General features: G+C 59.4%; 15 protein-coding genes and 1 pseudogene. 6 read left to right on the plus strand and 10 right to left on the minus strand.

The genetic code is table 11. The annotated features are described in order from the left end of the window. The first annotated feature begins 113 nt into the window (after positions 1 to 113). Entirely contained in the window at positions 114 to 722 is a 609-nt protein-coding gene (gene lexA / locus AC3WTM_RS09040) for a transcriptional repressor LexA (RefSeq protein ID WP_007995278.1), read from the plus strand. Positions 723 to 732: 10 nt separating this feature from the next. Next, complete coding sequence (gene sulA / locus AC3WTM_RS09045) at positions 733 to 1209, plus strand: SOS-induced cell division inhibitor SulA (protein WP_102668927.1); 477 nt, start codon at positions 733 to 735, stop codon at positions 1207 to 1209. A gap of 92 nt (positions 1210 to 1301) precedes the next feature. Here the strand turns inward: sulA and AC3WTM_RS09050 are convergent, their stop codons facing one another. The 7 genes from AC3WTM_RS09050 to AC3WTM_RS09080 all read right to left on the minus strand — a co-directional run bounded on the left by AC3WTM_RS09050 (position 1302) and on the right by AC3WTM_RS09080 (position 9888). Next, positions 1302 to 1535, minus strand: coding sequence for a hypothetical protein (locus AC3WTM_RS09050; RefSeq protein ID WP_046041430.1), 234 nt, complete (start codon positions 1533 to 1535; stop codon positions 1302 to 1304). A 94-nt stretch (positions 1536 to 1629) separates the two neighbouring features. Continuing rightward, entirely contained in the window at positions 1630 to 2154 is a 525-nt protein-coding gene (locus AC3WTM_RS09055; RefSeq protein ID WP_102668928.1) for a DUF6586 family protein, read from the minus strand. Between the two features lie 247 nt (positions 2155 to 2401). Beyond that, on the minus strand, positions 2402 to 5029 hold the full coding sequence (gene topA / locus AC3WTM_RS09060; protein ID WP_102668930.1) for a type I DNA topoisomerase: 2628 nt from the start codon (positions 5027 to 5029) through the stop codon (positions 2402 to 2404). A gap of 114 nt (positions 5030 to 5143) precedes the next feature. Then, complete coding sequence (locus AC3WTM_RS09065; protein WP_057715655.1) at positions 5144 to 5380, minus strand: DUF1653 domain-containing protein; 237 nt, start codon at positions 5378 to 5380, stop codon at positions 5144 to 5146. Positions 5381 to 5479: 99 nt separating this feature from the next. Beyond that, entirely contained in the window at positions 5480 to 6655 is a 1176-nt protein-coding gene (gene fadA / locus AC3WTM_RS09070) for an acetyl-CoA C-acyltransferase FadA (RefSeq protein ID WP_008023006.1), read from the minus strand. Positions 6656 to 6684: 29 nt separating this feature from the next. Continuing rightward, the gene (gene fadB / locus AC3WTM_RS09075) at positions 6685 to 8832 is read right to left on the minus strand and encodes a fatty acid oxidation complex subunit alpha FadB (protein WP_102668931.1); all 2148 of its coding nucleotides are present in this window, start codon (positions 8830 to 8832) and stop codon (positions 6685 to 6687) included. Between the two features lie 618 nt (positions 8833 to 9450). Beyond that, complete coding sequence (locus tag AC3WTM_RS09080; protein WP_102668932.1) at positions 9451 to 9888, minus strand: hypothetical protein; 438 nt, start codon at positions 9886 to 9888, stop codon at positions 9451 to 9453. Positions 9889 to 9992: 104 nt separating this feature from the next. Here AC3WTM_RS09080 and AC3WTM_RS09085 point away from each other — a divergent pair, with 104 nt between their 5' ends. Next, a complete protein-coding gene (locus AC3WTM_RS09085; protein ID WP_046041383.1) occupies positions 9993 to 10433 on the plus strand; it encodes a universal stress protein in 441 nt (146 codons plus the stop codon). A 33-nt stretch (positions 10434 to 10466) separates the two neighbouring features. Continuing rightward, a pseudogene (locus AC3WTM_RS09090) lies at positions 10467 to 10544 on the plus strand (outer membrane lipoprotein carrier protein LolA); the annotation flags it as partial. Between the two features lie 72 nt (positions 10545 to 10616). Here AC3WTM_RS09090 and AC3WTM_RS09095 read toward each other — a convergent pair. Then, positions 10617 to 12536: an ATP-binding cassette domain-containing protein gene (locus tag AC3WTM_RS09095; protein ID WP_102668933.1), complete on the minus strand. Its 1920-nt coding sequence runs from the start codon at positions 12534 to 12536 to the stop codon at positions 10617 to 10619. 215 nt (positions 12537 to 12751) lie between these two features. Here AC3WTM_RS09095 and AC3WTM_RS09100 point away from each other — a divergent pair, with 215 nt between their 5' ends. Then, positions 12752 to 14680, plus strand: a complete 1929-nt coding sequence (locus tag AC3WTM_RS09100; RefSeq protein WP_102668934.1) for a transglycosylase SLT domain-containing protein — start codon at positions 12752 to 12754, stop codon at positions 14678 to 14680. A gap of 99 nt (positions 14681 to 14779) precedes the next feature. Here AC3WTM_RS09100 and AC3WTM_RS09105 read toward each other — a convergent pair whose 3' ends face one another. Continuing rightward, positions 14780 to 16567: an ABC transporter transmembrane domain-containing protein gene (locus AC3WTM_RS09105; RefSeq protein ID WP_173677892.1), complete on the minus strand. Its 1788-nt coding sequence runs from the start codon at positions 16565 to 16567 to the stop codon at positions 14780 to 14782. A 251-nt stretch (positions 16568 to 16818) separates the two neighbouring features. Between AC3WTM_RS09105 and AC3WTM_RS09110 the strand changes: the two genes are divergently transcribed. Beyond that, positions 16819 to 16998: a PA1571 family protein gene (locus tag AC3WTM_RS09110; protein ID WP_102668936.1), complete on the plus strand. Its 180-nt coding sequence runs from the start codon at positions 16819 to 16821 to the stop codon at positions 16996 to 16998. 240 nt (positions 16999 to 17238) lie between these two features. On the opposite strand, the gene pdxB is transcribed toward AC3WTM_RS09110, so the two are convergent. Continuing rightward, positions 17239 to 18381 carry a 4-phosphoerythronate dehydrogenase PdxB gene (pdxB, locus tag AC3WTM_RS09115; protein ID WP_102668937.1) on the minus strand — a complete coding sequence of 381 codons (1143 nt, stop codon included), beginning with the start codon at positions 18379 to 18381 and terminating at the stop codon, positions 17239 to 17241. Between the last annotated feature and the right edge of the window lie 262 nt (positions 18382 to 18643).

The raw sequence follows: 18643 nt of genomic DNA on the forward strand, positions 1-18643 counted from the left end.
CTTCAATCCACCGGCTGTTTGACCGTCCGGCGGCGACTGAAAAATGGAGCATTGCCAAGACCGCCTTACTGTATATAATCCCAGTCACTGTATAAAAAAACAGAGCGATCGATATGCTAAAGCTGACGCCACGACAAGCAGAGATTCTGGCCTTCATCAAGCGCTGCCTGGAAGACAACGGGTATCCACCCACCCGCGCGGAAATCGCTCAGGAACTGGGTTTCAAGTCACCCAATGCGGCGGAAGAACATCTCAAGGCACTGGCCCGCAAGGGTGCAATCGAGATGACGCCTGGCGCCTCCCGCGGCATCCGCATTCCCGGCTTCGAAGCCAAGGCCGACGATTCCACCCTGCCGATCATTGGCCGGGTAGCAGCTGGCGCCCCGATTCTTGCGCAGCAACACATCGAAGAGTCCTGCAACATCAATCCCGCCTTCTTCCATCCCCGCGCCGACTACCTGCTGCGCGTCCATGGGATGAGCATGAAGGATATCGGCATATTTGACGGCGACCTGCTGGCGGTCCACACCACCCGCGAAGCCCGTAACGGCCAGATCGTCGTTGCGCGGATCGGCGACGAAGTTACCGTCAAGCGCTTCAAGCGTGACGGCAGCAAAGTCTGGCTGATCGCCGAGAACCCCGAGTTCGCCCCTATCGAAGTGAACCTTCAAGACCAGGAACTGGTGATCGAAGGCTTGAGCGTCGGCGTCATTCGCCGCTAAAGGAGGCACCATGCAGTTCCCACAGACATCACCACAGCAAACCCAACTGCCGTTGTTCGAAGCGTTCATGGCACAGCCATTGGCGCCGATCCTGAAAGACGTAGTCGAGTCCCCCTGGAGCGCCGAACCTGACGCTTTCAGCGAGCTGTCACTGCGTGGTGCAGCCGGGAACTGCCTGAGCCTTCTGGCACCGATCCTCAGGGAACTGAGCCAGGACCAGGACGCACGCTGGCTGACACTGATTGCACCACCTGCCAGCCTGACTCAAGCCTGGCTGCGAGATGCCGGCCTTAACCGCGAGCGCATTCTGCTGCTGCAGCCGCGGGGCACCCAGAGCGCCCAGCAACTGACTTGCGAAGCCCTGCGCCTGGGTCGTAGCCATACGGTGGTCAGCTGGATCAACCCGCTGAGCCCCCAATTACGACAACAACTGATCAGCGCCGCCCGCACAGGGGACGCTCAGAGCCTGAATATTCGACTGGGTTAACCGGCGGACAAACGCGTGATTTACCGCGCAAGGCTTCTCTAGGGATAGAGAAGCCGATGAGTAACGACATCAAGAAAAGCGACAGGCGGCGGTCAATGAAGAACCCGCGACCCCTCTTCCTTGTCGAATTCGCCTTCAACCAGGCGACCTGCCATCTGAACACCGACGCTCAACATCGCCTTGGCGACTTCCACGTGCTGCCCTTGCAGGAATGCCTTGGCGTCCTCGGAGAAATCCAAAGTAACCAGAGAACCCTCGTCCTCGGCCCTGCGCAGCTCGATACGGCCGTCTGGTAACTCGACAATTTCTAGAAAGGACGTTGGCATAAAGGACTGTTCTCCACGAAAGGCGGGGATTATATAGGCATCGGCCAGGCTTCGCTCGGGATCTTGACCAAATGCCATCCCAAAACTGTTTCTGTCAGCACTCGTTCAGGCCTTCGCGAAAGCGGATCGCCAGCGCTTTCAGATTCTGACGCCAACTCTCCAGCTCTTCCCGACTCAGCTCTTGCGGCACCTCGTCTTCATCAAGATTGATAGCCTGAATCAGTGGCTGGGTCACGTCCCCTTTCGGCTTGTGGGGGGCGCGCGGCGGCTGAAACAACGCAGCATGGGCAGCCAACAACTTGGCCAGCCAGGTCTCCGGGTTATTGGCCAACTCGACCAGCTCAGCCATTTCCGGAATGGCGATGGTGTCCAGCACCTCGCGAGTCAGCAACAACTCTGCACGGGGTGCATTGGCCTGAGGCAAGCGATAGAAACCGGCGATCTCGTGACACAGGCCCAGCAGCGCGCCGTACAGATGAAACAGCGCGGATTCGCGCCCAGCCTGGATCAGCGCCAGCGAATTCATCGCCCGCCCCTCTTCAGTGCGCGCCAGCGCTTCGAGCGACAAGCCGGCGAAATAAATCTTCTGATTGGTGCGGGTATACAGTTCGTGGGCCATGACGGCAGCCTCCACAACGAAATAATTGCTTCATGCAGGTTGGACAGTGTCGTGGATCAGCCGATCCAACCGCAAGCCCAAAACAAAAAGGCCGCATGAAAACCCGAGGGTTCTCATGCGGCCTTGCGCACTGACTGTAGGAGCGAGCTTGCTCGCGATGGACCTGAGAGCAACGCGGGCATTCTGAAAGCCCGCGTCATCGTTGACGCCCTTCGCGAGCAAGCTCGCTCCTACAGGGGGCGCGGCGTTAAGACTTGGCTGCCGGTCGCTTGTCTTCGACCGCCCACTTGCCGCCGTCGTAGAACGCTTTCCAGCCAGTCGGCTTACCGTCAACTTCGGTCTGCACGTACTGTTCCTTGGTCTTGCGACTGTAACGGATCACGGCTGGCAGACCATCCGGATCTTTCTTCGGCGCTTCGCAGAGGAAGTGATACTTCGGATCGATCTCATCCTTGTGCGGGATGATTTCCATCACCAGCGGAGCACGAGTCTCGCGGTTTTTCGGGAACTGGCTGGCCGCAAGGAACAGACCGGATGCACCGTCGCGCAGAATGTAGGTGTCGTTGACCTTTTCGCACTTCAGCTCAGGCATCTTCACCGGATCCATCTTCGGCGGCGCGGCATCACCACTCTTGAGCAGTTTGCGGGTGTTCTTGCAGGTGGCATTGGTGCAACCGAAGAACTTGCCGAAACGGCCGGTCTTGAGCTGCATCTCGCTACCGCACTTGTCGCACTCCAGGCTCGGACCTTCATAGCCCTTGATGCGATAGGTGCCCTCTTCGATTTCGTAGCCATCGCAATCCGGGTTGTTACCGCAGATGTGCAGCTTGCGCTTCTCATCGAGCAGGTAGGCATCCATCGCCGTGCTGCAGATCGGGCAGCGATGCTTGCCACGCAACACCAGCGACTCCGACTCACCCTCGTCGTCCGCAGCGATTTCATCGCCCGGCACCAGGTTGACGGTGGCCTTGCAGCGCTCTTTCGGCGGCAGGCTGTAGCCCGAGCAACCGAGGAACACGCCGGTCGACGCGGTACGGATCTGCATCGGGCGACCGCAGGTGGTGCACGGAATGTCAGTCATAACGGGCTGATTGGCCCGCATGCCGTGTTCCGGGCTTTCGGCTACTTCGAGTTTCTTCTTGAAGTCGCCGTAGAACTCGTCGAGCACGTTTTTCCAGTCGCGTTCGCCCTGGGCCACGTCATCGAGATGCTCTTCCATGCCCGCGGTGAAGCCGTAGTCCATCAGGTTGGAGAAGCTTTCGGCCAGACGCTCGGTGACGATGTCGCCCATCTTTTCAGAATAGAAACGACGGTTGTGCAGCGCCACGTAGCCGCGGTCCTGAATGGTCGAAATGATCGCCGCGTAGGTCGAAGGACGACCGATGCCGCGTTTTTCCATTTCTTTTACCAGACTGGCTTCCGAGTAACGCGCCGGCGGCTTGGTGAAGTGCTGGGTCGGATCAAGCTTGATCAGCTTCATCGCGTCGCCCTGGGTCATGTCCGGCAGTACGTCGTCATCGCCTGGTTTGGCGATTTGCGGCATGACGCGAGTGTAACCGTCGAACTTCAGGATGCGGCCCTTGGCGCGCAGCTCGAAGTCGCCGGCACCGACAGTGACCGTGGTCGACAGGTATTGCGCCGGCAGCATCTGGCAGGCGAGGAACTGGCGCCAGATGAGCTCGTAGAGGCGCTCAGCGTCACGCTCCATGCCCGACAGCTTGCTTGGCTCGGTATTGGCGTCGGACGGACGAATCGCTTCGTGAGCCTCTTGTGCGCCTTCCTTGCTGCTGTAGACGTTCGGGGTTTCCGGCAGGTATTTCTTGCCGAATTCGCCTTCAATATAGGCACGCGCCATCGCCACCGCATCAACCGAAAGGTTGGTGGAGTCGGTACGCATGTAAGTGATGTAGCCAGCTTCGTAAAGACGCTGGGCCATCATCATCGTCTTCTTCACACCGAAGCCCAGGCGATTGCTTGCGGCTTGCTGCAAGGTGGAAGTGATGAAGGGTGCCGACGGCTTGCTGCTGGTCGGCTTGTCTTCGCGCTTGACGATGCTGTAGCTGGAAGACTTGAGCTTCTCCAGCGCGGCCATGGCCTGGGTTTCATTGAGCGGCTTGAAGGCCTCGCCTTTCTCGCGGGCCACGTCGAAGCGCACGGTCGCGCCTTTTGCAGTGCCGAGGTCGGCGTGAACTTCCCAGTACTCTTCCGGGATGAACGCGCGGATTTCACGTTCGCGCTCGACCACCAGCTTCACGGCAACCGACTGCACGCGACCGGCGGACAGACCGCGAGCGATCTTGGCCCACAGCAGCGGCGAAACCATGTAACCCACCACGCGGTCGAGGAAACGACGCGCCTGCTGGGCGTTGACGCGATCGATATCCAGCTCACCTGGTTTCGAGAAGGCTTCCTGAATCGCCTTCTTGGTGATTTCGTTGAACACCACACGCTTGTAGCGGGTATCGTCACCACCGATGGCTTCGCGCAGGTGCCAGGCAATGGCTTCCCCCTCGCGGTCCAAGTCGGTTGCGAGATAGATGGTGTCAGCATCCTTGGCGAGCCGGCGCAGCTCTTCGATGACTTTTTCCTTGCCTGGGAGGATCTCGTACTTGGCTTTCCAGCCATGATCCGGATCGACACCCATGCGCGCGACCAGCTGCTTGCGCGCTTTTTCTTTCGGCGACAGTGCCGGCGCTTCACCCGCAGCAGCCTTGCCGCGCTTGGCGGCTGGCTCTTTGCTGGCGCTAGCCGAACCGCTGGTGGGCAGGTCTCGGATATGGCCGATACTCGACTTCACCACGTATTCGTTGCCCAAATACTTGTTGATGGTCTTGGCCTTAGCCGGGGATTCCACAATGACCAGCGATTTGCCCATGGATCAGAAAATTCCTGAATTCGAGAAGTGAAAGGCGGTTGGCGCCTGACGCGGCACCGCTATATATAGTGGCTACAAGATGAGGTCAAGCGCAGGGCTCTGCGCGCACTCCCCTTATGGCTGCGGAAAAACGCTCGGTTCGGCCTGCACCAAAGCAAAGCGTGGCACCTGTTCGCCGTCAACCTCGACGGACTCCAGGAACATGCTCAAGGGACGCACCCAAAAGCCGTAATCGCCATACAGGGCTTGGTAGAAGACCACTTCTTCTTCGGTTTCCGAATGCCGCGCAACACTGAATACGCGGTACTGCGGACCTTTGTAATGTTGGTAGAGCCCAGGTTGTATCGGCATGCTTTGGCCCTCACTCAAATTTTTTCAAAATAAAAACAAAAATAAATCCGGAAAAACAAAAACCGGGGCACTTGGCCCCGGCTTCCATCAACGAGACGCTTAAACGCGTTCGAAGACGGTGGAGATGCCCTGGCCGAGACCAATGCACATGGTGGCTACCCCGAAGGTACCGCCATTCTGCTTCATCACATTGAGCAAAGTGCCGGAGATACGCGCACCGGAGCAACCGAACGGGTGGCCCAGGGCGATCGCGCCGCCGTGCAGGTTAACCTTCTCGTTCATCTTGTCGAGTACTTTCAGATCTTTCAGCACTGGCAGGGCCTGTGCGGCGAAAGCTTCGTTGAGCTCGAAGAAGTCGATGTCGGAAATGCCCAGACCCGCGCGCTTCAGTGCTTTTTGTGTGGCCGGTACTGGACCATAGCCCATGATTGCCGGATCCACACCTGCCACTGCCATCGAACGAATCACCGCCAGAGGCTGGATACCCAGATCCTGTGCACGCTGCGCCGACATCACGATCATGCACGAGGCACCATCGGTGATCTGCGACGAGGTACCGGCTGTCACGGTGCCGCCCTTCGGATTGAACGCCGGCTTCAGAGCCGCCAGGCTTTCCAGGGTGGTTTCCGGACGAATGGTTTCGTCGTAGTCGAAGGTTTTCAGGAAACCGTTCTCGTCGTAGCCCTGCATCGGGATGATTTCGTCTTTGAACTTGCCTTCCACGGTCGCCTTGTGGGCGAGTTGGTGGGAGCGCACGCCGAAAGCGTCCTGTTGCTCGCGAGTGATGCCGTGCATTTTGCCCAGCATTTCCGCGGTCAGGCCCATCATGCCCGAGGCTTTCGCCGCGTACAGCGACATGTGCGGGTTCGGATCGACACCGTGCATCATGCTCACGTGACCCATATGCTCGACGCCACCAACCACGAAAACGTCACCGTTGCCGGTCATGATCGCTTGCGCGGCAGTGTGCAGAGCGCTCATGGACGAGCCACACAGGCGGCTGACGGTCTGGCCGGCCGAAGTGTGCGGGATCTGGGTCATCAGCGACGCCATGCGCGCGATGTTCCAGCCCTGCTCCAGGGTCTGGTTCACACAGCCCCAGATCACGTCTTCGACTTCGTTCGGGTCGACCTTGACGTTACGTTCCAGCAGTTTGCTGATCAGGTGCGCCGACATGTCTTCGGCGCGGGTGTTGCGGTGCATGCCGCCCTTGGAGCGGCCCATCGGAGTACGACCGAAGTCGACAATCACGACGTCTCTAGGATTCAAGCTCATAAGTTCACTCTCACTCTAGTTGGGGGCGCTTAACCGAAGAAGCTCTGGCCGTTCTTGGCCATTTCGCGCAGCTTCGCGGTCGGGTGGTACAGCGCGCCCAAATCAGCGTACTGGTCAGCCAGGGCAACGAACTCTGCCACACCGATCGAATCGATGTAACGCAGCGCACCGCCACGGAATGGAGGGAAACCAATACCGTAGACCAGACCCATGTCGGCTTCGGCAGCGGTTTCGACGATGCCGTCTTCCAGGCAGCGCACGGTTTCCAGGCACAGCGGGATCATCATCCAGTTGATGATGTCTTCGTCGGTGACTTCGCGCTGCTCGTAAACGATCGGCTTGAGCACTTCCAGCACCGAAGGATCGGCCACCTTCTTCTGCTTGCCCTTCTTGTCGGTCTCGTAGGCGTAGAAGCCCTTGCCGTTCTTCTGGCCCAGGCGCTTGGCTTCGTAGAGCACGTCAACGGCCGAGCGACGGTCGTCTTTCATGCGATCAGGGAAGCCTTCGGCCATCACGTCACGACCGTGGTGGCCGGTGTCGATGCCGACCACGTCCATCAGGTAGGCCGGACCCATCGGCCAGCCGAATTTTTCCATGACCTTGTCGATACGGACGAAGTCCACACCAGCGCTGACCAGCTTGGCGAAACCGCCGAAGTACGGGAACAGGACGCGGTTGACCAGGAAGCCCGGGCAGTCATTGACCACGATCGGGTTCTTGCCCATTTTCTTGGCGTAGGCAACGGTGGTGGCAACAGCCAGCTCGCTGGACTTCTCGCCACGGATCACTTCCACCAGCGGCATCATGTGCACCGGGTTGAAGAAGTGCATGCCGACGAAGTTTTCCGGACGCTTGAGGGCTTTGGCCAGCAAGGTGATGGAAATGGTCGAGGTGTTGGACGCCAGGATGGTGCCCTCCTTTACCTTGTCTTCAACTTCGGCCAGTACCGCTTGCTTGATCTTCGGATTTTCGACGACCGCTTCGACCACCAGATCCACGTGACCGAAATCACCGTAGGACAGGGTTGGACGGATGCCGTTGAGCACTTCAGCCATTTTCGCAGCGGTCATGCGACCTTTATCAACGCGGCCGACCAGCAGTTTGGCGGCTTCGGCCAGCCCCTGCTCGATACCGTGCTCGTTGATGTCCTTCATCAGGATCGGCGTGCCTTTGGAGGCCGACTGATAGGCAATACCGCCACCCATGATGCCGGCGCCCAGTACGGCGGCCTGCTTCACGTCCTTGGCGATTTCGTCGTAGGCCTTGGCCTTTTTCTTCAGTTCCTGATCGTTCAGGAACAAGCCGATCAGGCTCTGCGCGGCAGAGGTCTTGGCCAGCTTGACGAAACCTGCAGCTTCAATTTCCAGCGCCTTGTCGCGACCGAAGTTCGCGGCTTTCTGGATGGTCTTGATCGCTTCAACCGGCGCCGGGTAGTTCGGGCCAGCCTGGCCGGCGACGAAACCTTTGGCGGTTTCGAAAGCCATCATTTGTTCGATGGCGTTCAGCTTCAGCTTTTCCAGCTTCGGCTGGCGCTTGGCCTTGTAGTCGAACTCGCCGGAGATGGCGCGCTTGATCAGTTCCAGCGCGGCATCTTGCAGCTGCTCTGGAGCAACTACGGCGTCGACAGCGCCGACTTTCAACGCGTCTTCAGGACGGTTTTCCTTGCCAGCGGCGATCCATTCGATGGCGTTGTCGGCACCGATCAGGCGCGGCAGGCGCACAGTACCGCCGAAGCCCGGGTAGATGCCCAGCTTGACTTCCGGCAGACCGATCTTGGCCTGGGTGGACATGACGCGGTAGTCCGCCGCCAGGCACATTTCCAGACCGCCACCCAACGCGATGCCATTGATCGCGGCGACGGTCGGGACGTTGAGGTCTTCGAAATCGCTGAAAATCTTGTTGGCTTCGAGGTTGCCAGCAACAAGTTCTGCATCCGGCAGCTTGAAGTTGTCGACAAATTCAGTGATGTCGGCGCCGACGATGAACACGTCCTTGCCACTGCTGACGATCACGCCCTTGATCGAAGCATCTGCCTTGATGGTGTCTACGGCCTGACGCAGTTCGTTCAGGGTTAGACGGTTGAACTTGTTGACGGACTCACCCTTGAGGTCGAACTTCAGTTCGACGATGCCACTTTCAAGAGCCTTAACCGTGATGGCTTTACCTTCGTAAATCATCAACTGATCTCCACGATATGGAAGCTGAACAGTACACGTCGGACGCAGGCGAATGGCTTGGCAGGGACGTTGATCGTCAATGCTACGCCCATTCCCCCGGCACACCCGCCAACGCGATAGTCGGGATTCTGTAGGAGCGGTCTGAAATACAAACGCTCAATTCATACGCCCGTTTGATTTGGGTACGTCACCTTCACGGAATTTCCGACAATTGTCAATCGCCCGAAACACGGGTTGAAACGCGACTTTCCGGTCATATCCGTACTGCGAAGACCTTAAACACGCTTGAGCATGCAAGATCATTCATAGAATCAATTGTTAGAAAGTTCGCCCTAATTCGCTGCAGCCCGTGTTTAACAAGCTACGCTGGCGGAACCCAGGGAAAAATTGTGAACGCTTTTGGCGAATGCCCAGCGTAAGATCAGCCCACACCGTTTTACCGGCCTGCCTGGCCAACTCCAGCCCGATGATGATGTCGGGCTTTTTATTGCCTGCGAAAAACGCCTGTAGGAGCGAGCCTGCTCGCGATGAATCTGAGAGCGCCACGGGGTGTCAGGCTTCCCCACGTCATCGTTGACGACCATCGCGAGCAGGCTCACTCCTACAGGGGATCGGGGTTCAGGCGAGGGCTTTGAGGGTGGCGTCGATCTGCTGCAACACCTCAGCCTCGCCCTTCTCGCCCCAATACAAGGCGATCATTTGCTTGTTGGCTTCGACTTTGAAGACATTGCCCGGCAATTTTTCGAAATGATCGAGCAGCGAGCGATCTTCACAGATTTCCTGCCATTGATTGACCCAGACACCTGGTGATTTTTGCCAGTAACTCCAGCACGCCGGCTGATTGCCACGTCGAGGACGATGGTACTGGGCGCAGGGGCTCGGCGGCTCCTGGCTGAGCCAGTGCGGCCACTCCTGAGGCGCCAATTGCATGGCCAGCCCGATGCGCCGAGCCTCCATCCGCAAGGCGATGCGCCCGCTCTGAACTCGCGACGGCCGCAACCATGCCAGCGGACTCAGCACCACCAGCAGGATTGACACCACTATCCAGACCGTCATATCTGTACTCCCGAATTTGAATGAGCCCATTGTGTCACTTTGGAACCAATGCGCTTGAAACCAGCCATACTTACCAATATTGCATCCCTCAGGAGGAGCACCTCATGCCCTACAACCATATTCTGGTCGCTGTAGATCTGACCGAAGAGTGCGACCCTGTGATTCACCGCGCTCGCGAACTGTCGGTGAGCAACGGTGCGAAATTGTCGCTGGTGCACATTGTCGAGCCGATGGCGATGGCCTTCGGCGGCGACGTGCCAATGGACCTGTCACAACTGCAACAGCAGCAGTTCGATCAGGCCAAGGAGCGCCTTGACCGCCTGATCCTGAAATACCCGGAACTCTCCAGGGAATACAGCCACCTGACCTACGGCCAGCCACGCCAGGAGATCCACCACCTGGCCAAGGAGCAAACCTGCGATCTGATCGTGGTGGGCAGCCATGGCCGGCATGGTCTGGCACTGTTACTGGGCTCCACCGCCAATGACGTGCTGCATGGCGCGCCTTGCGATGTGCTGGCGGTGCGCCTGCAAAACAAAAGCTGACAACACGCCCTTGTAGGAGCGAGCCTGCTCGCGATGGTCGTCAACGATGACGCGGGCAGCCTGACACCCCGTGGCGCTCTCAGGCTCATCGCGAGCAAGCTCACTCCTACAAGGGAATTGCATTTCATATGAAAAGCCCGGCGTTCATCACTGAACGCCGGGCTTTTTTTGTTACCAGATCAATCAGGCATCCAGCTCGGCCCAACGCTCGACCATGATGTCGAGTTCAGCCTGCAACTGCTCCAATTGAGCAATCACCGCAGCCGTTTCGGCCGCCGGACGCTGATAGAAGCCGGCATCCGCCATCTGTGCCTCAACGGCGGCAATCTGCTGCTCCATGGCCTCGATCTGCCCCGGCAACGCTTCCAGTTCGCGCTGCAATTTATAGCTGAGCTTTTTCTTCGCCACTGGCGCTTCGACAGCTGCCGTAACCGGCGCAGGCTCGGCCTTCACCACCGCAGAGTTCAGGTCGGCCTTGCCGGACTTGCTCTCGGTCACGCCCAGCAAACGCGGCGAGCCGCCTTGGCGCAGCCAGTCCTGGTAACCACCGACGTACTCGCGAACCTTGCCTTCACCTTCGAAGACCAGGGTACTGGTGACCACGTTGTCGAGGAATGCCCGGTCGTGGCTGACCATCAGTACGGTGCCGTTGAAGGTCAGCAAGACCTCTTCAAGCAGTTCGAGGGTTTCGACGTCGAGGTCGTTGGTCGGTTCGTCGAGTACCAGCAGGTTCGCCGGCTTGCTGAACAGCTTGGCCAGCAACAGACGGGCACGCTCACCACCCGACAGCGCCTTGACTGGCGTGCGGGCACGCTGCGGGCTGAACAGGAAGTCGCCGAGGTAGCTCAGCACGTGGCGGCTCTGGCCGTCGATATCGATGAAGTCGCGACCTTCGGCCACGTTGTCGATCACGGTTTTTTCCAGGTCCAGCTGATGGCGCAACTGGTCGAAGTAGGCGACATCGATCCTGGTGCCCTCTTCCACTTTGCCGCTGGTCGGCTGCAAGCCGCTGAGCATCAGCTTCAACAGGGTGGTCTTGCCGGTACCGTTGGCGCCGAGCAGACCGATACGGTCGCCGCGCTGCAGCACCATGGAGAAGTCCTTGATCAGGAACGGACCGTCCGGGTGAGCGAAACTCACGTTATCGAGGACCATTACCTGCTTGCCGGACTTGTCGGCGGTTTCCAGCTGGATATTGGCCTTGCCGGTACGTTCACGACGCTCGCTGCGCTCGACACGCAAGGCTTTGAGTGCACGCACGCGACCTTCGTTACGGGTGCGACGGGCCTTGATGCCCTGGCGAATCCACACTTCTTCCTGGGCCAGGCGCTTGTCGAACAGCGCGTTGGCGGTCTCCTCGGCCGCCAGTGCGGCTTCCTTGTGCACGAGGAAACTGGCGTAGTCGCCGTTCCAGTCGATCAGGCCGCCGCGATCCAGTTCGAGGATTCGGGTTGCCAGGTTCTGCAGGAAAGAACGGTCGTGCGTGATGAACAGCACGGCGCCCTGGAAATCCTTCAGCGCTTCTTCAAGCCAGGCGATGGCACCGATGTCCAGGTGGTTGGTCGGTTCGTCGAGCAGCAGCAGGTCCGGCTCGGACACCAGGGCCTGGGCCAGCAGGACGCGACGACGCCAGCCGCCGGACAACTCGGCGAGGGTCTTGTCGGCCGGCAGTTGCAGGCGGCTCAGGGTGCTGTCGACGAGGGTCTGCAAGCGCCAGCCATCGCGGGCTTCGAGGTCGTGCTGGACGTGCATCAGCTTGTCCAGATCGGCGTCAGTGACGATGTTCTGGCTCAGATGGTGATATTCGGCAAGCAAGGCGCCAACGCCGTCCAGGCCTTCGGCCACCACGTCGAACACTGTCCGCTCGTCGGCCACCGGCAATTCTTGCGGCAATTCGCCGATCTTGAGCCCGGGTGCGCGCCAAACGGAGCCGTCATCGGGCTTCTGGTCGCCCTTGACGAGCTTCATCATGCTGGACTTGCCAGTGCCGTTGCGGCCGATGATGCACACCCGCTCACCACGGGCGATCTGCCAGGACACCTTGTCCAACAACGGCATAGCGCCGAAAGCAAGGGACACATCGCTGAATTTGAGCAGGGTCATGAGCTTCTCCAAAAACCGGGCGCGCATTCTACCTGACTTGAGGCTTCAGAAGGCCGGCAATTTCACTCTCGTCGCACTCTGCATGACAAATGTTGCGAACTGATGCGGGAAGACCCGCAAAGCTTTCACCGGCTGCTGGCAAAAGGCTAAGCTACAGACAATTCAGCGTGGGCCTGGCCCGCGCTTGTCATGATTTTTCTCTGCCCGGACGTCTCATGCGCAGTCGCCTTTTCAATCTTTTATCTGCTTTTTTACTGTCTGCCGCTGCCGTTCAATCCTCCCAGGCGGTGGACCTGTCCACCCAACGCCAGTATTACGATGAAGCCAAGCGCGCCCTGGCCAAGGGCGATAGCGGCCCGTATTTCCGTTACAGCCAGGCTCTCGCCGACTATCCGCTGGAACCCTACCTGGCGTATGACGAACTGACCGCGCGCCTGAAAACCGCGAGCAACGCCGAAATCGAGAAGTTCCTCGCCGAACACGGCGACCTGCCCCAGGCCAACTGGATGAAGTTGCGTTGGTTGCGCTGGCTGGCGGAACGGGGTGACTGGGCGACCTTCGTCAAGTACTACGACCCGAAAATGAACTTCACCGAACTGGACTGCCTGAATGCGCAGTACCAGATCAGCCACAACCTCAAAGCCGAAGGTTACGCCAACACTGAAAAGCTCTGGCTGACCGGTAAATCCCAGCCCGAAGCCTGTGATGCCCTGTTCGGCATGTGGGCCGCCGATGGCCAGTTGACCGAGCAAAAGCGTTGGGAACGCGCGAAACTCGCCGCCCAGGCACGCAACTACCCACTGGCCAACAGCCTGGTCAACGGCATGACCACCCTCGCCCCTCGCGGTCGCTTGTTGGTGGACGTGGCGCAGAAACCAGAACTGCTCAACCAGCCGTCACGCTTTACCCCGGCCGATGAAGCCATGTCCGACGTGGTCAGCCTCGGCCTGCGCCGTCTGGCTCGCCAGGACCCGGACAGGGCCATGAATCTGCTCGACGGTTACGCCAGCAGCATGCATTTCTCCCGGGATGAAAAAGTGGCGATCGCCCGGGAAATCGGGCTTACCCTCGCCAAACGTTTCGACGGCCGAGCCCTGGACGTCATGACCAAATACGATCCGGAACTGCGCGACAACACGGTTTCCGAATGGCGCTTGCGCCTGCTCCTGCGCCTGGCGCGCTGGGACGATGCCTATCAGTTGACCCGCCGCCTGCCCCAGGACCTGGCAACCACCAACCGCTGGCGTTACTGGCAGGCCCGCACCCTGGAGCTGGCGCAACCGCAGAATCCGGAAGCCCAGACCCTTTATCGAAACGTGGCCCGTGAGCGCGACTTTTATGGGTTCCTCGCGGCGGATCGCTCGCAGTCACCCTATTCGCTGAACAACAAGCCGCTGGTGATGAGCCAGGTGCTGATCAACAAAGTGCGCAATACCCCCGGCATACGTCGCGCCCTGGAGTTCCACGCTCGAGGGCAAATCGTCGACGGGCGCCGTGAGTGGTACCACGTCAGCCGTCACTTCAGCCGCGACGAAATGGTCGCCCAGGCCAAGCTGGCCTATGACCTGAAATGGTATTTCCCGGCTATTCGCACCATCAGCCAGGCGCAGTACTGGGACGATCTGGATATCCGTTTCCCGATGGCCCACCGTAACACGCTGGTGCGTGAAGCGAAGAATCGCGGCCTGCATCCGAGCTGGGCGTTTGCCATTACCCGCCAGGAAAGCGCCTTCATGGAAGATGCCCGCTCCGGGGTCGGCGCCTCGGGCCTGATGCAACTGATGCCCGGCACCGCCAAGGAAACCGCACGCAAGTTCAGCATTCCCTATAGCTCGCCACAGCAACTGTTCAACCCGGACAAGAACATCCAGCTCGGCGCCGCGTACCTGAGCCAGGTGCACAGCCAGTTCAACGGCAACCGCGTCCTCGCTTCCGCCGCCTACAACGCCGGCCCGGGCCGAGTGCGCCAATGGCTGCGTGGTGCGGACCACCTGAGTTTCGACGTGTGGGTGGAAAGCATTCCGTTCGACGAAACCCGCCAGTACGTGCAAAACGTGCTGTCGTATTCGGTGATCTATGGCGAGAAGCTCAACTCACCGCAGCCAATCGTGGATTGGCATGAGCGATACTTTGATGATCAATGATCACTGAAGGAGCGAGCAGGCTCGCGATGGACATTAGAGTGCCGCTGGGTGTCAGGCATCCCGCGTCATCGTTGACGACCATTGCGAGCAGGTTCTCTCCTACAAGAGCACCCCAGCGTTAATCAATCCATCACTGAACTGCAACGCCGCCAACCGCGCGTACAACGCATTGCTGGCAATCAGCTCCAGATGCGTGCCCACCGCCACCAGCTTCCCTTGGTCCATCACCGCTATTCGGTCGGCGTTTTTCACCGTGGCCAAGCGATGGGCGATCACCAGGGTGGTCCGGTTTTTCATCAGGCTCGGCAGCGCCTGCTGGATCAGGTGTTCGCTTTGGGCGTCGAGGGCGCTGGTGGCTTCGTCCAGGAGCAGGATCGGCGCGTCTACCAGCAGCGCACGGGCAATGGCCAGGCGCTGGCGCTGACCGCCGGACAAGCCGAGGCCACCGTCCCCCAGATGAGTCTGGTAACCATTGGGCATGGCTTCGATAAAGTCATGGGCGTAAGCGATTTTTGCCGCTTCCTTTACCTCGGCCAACGTCGCCTGCGGATTGCCGTAGCGAATGTTTTCTTCAATGCTGCCGAAAAACAGCGCCGGGGTTTGCGACACCAAGGCAAAACAGCGACGCAGGTCCAGCGGGTCGAGTTGAGTCAACGGCACGCCATCGAGCAGGATGCGCCCCTCGGCCGGGTCGTAAAAACGCAGCAGCAAGTCATACACCGTGGATTTTCCGGCCCCCGATGGCCCGACCAGCGCCAGCGTCTCACCGGCATTGACGGTCAGGCTCAACCCGTCGACAGCATAATTTTCCGGCCGCGACGGGTAGGAAAAACGCACATTGTGCAGTTGTAGTTGGCCATTGACCCGCTCCGGTAGCTTCACCGCGCCCGCCATCGGCGGCAGGATGATGTTTTCGGAACGCAGCAACTCGGCAATCCGTTCGGCCGCACCGGCTGCCCGCTGCAACTCGCCAATCACTTCGCTCAACGTGCCGAACGCGCTGCCGACAATCAGGCTGTAGAACACGAACGCCGCCAGCTCGCCAGCGGAAATTCGCCCGGCGATGACATCCATGCCGCCAACCCAGAGCATCACCCCGACCGCACCCAAGACCAACACGATCACAAGGGTAATCAGCCAGGCCCGCTGGAAGATGCGCTTGCGCGCGGTGTTGAACGCCTCTTCCACCGTCACGGCAAACCGTCGCTCGTCCTGGACCTGATGGTTGTAGGCCTGAACGGTCTTGATCTGCCCCAGGGTTTCGGACACATAACTGCCGATATCGGCAATCCGGTCCTGACTCAGGCGTGAGAGGTTACGCACCCGGCGCCCGAAGATCAGGATCGGCGCGATCACCAGGGGCAAGGCAACCACCACGATGCTGGTGAGTTTGGGGTTAGTGATGAACAGCAAGACGATCCCACCGATCACCATCAGCAAATTGCGCAGGAACAATGACAGCGAAGAACCGATGACCGATTGCAGCAGCGTAGTGTCGGCGGTCAGACGGGACTGGATTTCCGAGCTGCGATTGTCTTCGTAAAACCCCGGGTGCAGGTAAATCAGGTGATTGAACACGTTGCGGCGGATATCGGCGACGCAGCGCTCGCCGATCCACGACACCAGGTAAAACCGTGCAAAGGTTCCGATCGCCAATCCCACCACCAGTAACATGAACAGACCGATGGACTGATTGAGCAGATGCGGTGACTGGGTCATGAACCCCTCGTCCACCAGCAGTCGGATGCCTTGCCCCATGGACAAGGTGATGCCAGCGGTGACGATCAACGCCAGCAAGGCGCCAAAGGCCTGCCAGCGATATGGCGCAATGAAGCGACTGGCCAGGCGAATGGCACGGCGGTGACGGGCGGAGAGCATCGTTATCATCCTGGACAAGGCAGTCATTAGGGTCAGCCTATACCGCTCAATGGGGTGGCTCGCTGCAAATCACAATGAGTCAGGTTAATTATGTCCACCAACACTAGAGGCTAGACGCTATTGGTCTAAAGTTCGGGTAGCCACGCGTGGTCATTTCTGCTGCACTGGTTCTGCCCCCCCGGAAAGATCGCAGGGAGTTGTCATAGCCCGGTCACCTGGCGGTTCTACAGTAAGCTACCAACCTGATGAGGAGACAGGCCATGTCCTTGCAACACAGCAGCGATGACAAGATTCAAGTGATCCGCACGCAACCAGACCAGTCTCTGGGTTGCTCGATTATTGACGAGCACGGCCGCGAAGTACCGATCACTGAAGAAATGATCCAGAAAGCTTGCAGCGAACTGGAGAAGCGATTGGTCAAGCCTGCCGAACAAAAGTGATATAGCCACCGTCTTCTTGACCCGGCCCATTGTTGGCCGGGTTTTTTATTGCCGGCAAAAAAGGCAATTACCCCCTCTCTGTAGGAGCGAGCTTGCTCGCGATGAACCTGAGAGCACCATGGGGTGTCAGGTCTCCCACGTCATCGTTGACGACCATCGCGAGCAGGGTTCGCCCCTACAGGGGATTTTTGGTGCATGAAGATCCAGTGTGGGAGCGGGCCTGCTCGCGAAGGGGCCATATCAGATTGCCGTTGCCCCCAACGCCGCCACAATCCTCTGCAACTCAGCCGAGTCGCCCTCGATCCGCACCTGTAACCCGTCGATCTCACGGCGCGACGGGTATTGCTTGCGCAACACATCAAATGCCGCTCGCTGCTCGCTGACACTGCCCACAAGGCTGCGACGGAAGTCCGCATCGTCACGTCGCGGGTCATACACGCCACGGCACAGCATCGCCAACGCCCAGGCCGGGTCACTTTGCGCATTGAGGGTCACCTGCGACAACCACGGCGCCGGCAGCAAATCGCCCAGGCTGACACGGGCTGGATGCCCAAGGAAATCGCAATAGGCCTGATAAATCTGCGCGGTGCCCCGCTGCTTGCCGTCGAGGCTATAGCCGGCAATGTGCGGCGTTGCCAGCACGCAGAGTTCGGCCAGCGCCACGTCTACTTCAGGCTCGCCCTCCCAGACATCGAGCACCGCTTGCAGGTCTTCGCGCTCCAGCAGCACATTGCGCAGTGCCGCGTTGTTGACCACCGGCCCGCGACTGGCATTAATCAGCCAGGTGCCGGACCTGAGCTGGTTCAGACGTTTTTCATCGAACAAATGCCAGGTCGACTGCGGGCCCTGTTTAGTCAATGGCGTGTGCAGACTGATGACGTCACACGCCTCGATGATCTGCTCGAGGCTGACGTAGTCACCACCTTCGGCAGCTTGCCGTGGTGGATCGCACACCAGCACCTTCCAGCCCAGGCCTTGCAGGACCTTGACCAGGCGTCCACCCACTTCGCCGGCACCGACCACGCCGTAGGTACGCCGGGTCAGGTCGACACCTTCGATTTCGGCCAGGGTCAGCAGACTGCCGAGCACATAGTCGACCACACCACGGGCATTGCAGCCCGGCGCGCTGGACCAGGTGATACCGGCCTGCTGAAAGTAATTCAGGTCCAGATGATCGGTGCCGATGGTGCACGTACCGACAAAGCGCACCTTGCTGCCCTCAAGCAGCGCGCGATTGACGTTGGTCACCGAGCGCACCAACAGCACATCGGCCTGCTCGACCGTGGCACGGTCGATGGCGCGACCCGGTACCCGGCGGATTTCACCGAAGCCTTCGAAGAAGGCATCGAGCAGAGGGATATTTTCGTCGGCAACAATCAGCATGGCAGGCTCCTTTGGCGGATCGGCAGTTTAGGCGTAGATGATGCATCACGCCTAGACGCATCTCACTGTAGGAGCGAGCTTGCTCGCGATGGACGCAGGGATGCCACGTTCATTCAGGCATCCCGCGTCATCGTTGACGTCCATCGCGAGCAAGCTCGCTCCTACAGAGGGGTTGATTACAAATCGGTAACACGGGTCTTTTCCTGACTGCCGCGTCAACGCGTAGAATGCGCGCCTGTGCTTCAAAACCTTTTGGACGTTT

The organism is Pseudomonas sp. EU05-FHT14B02, assembly GCF_058791055.1.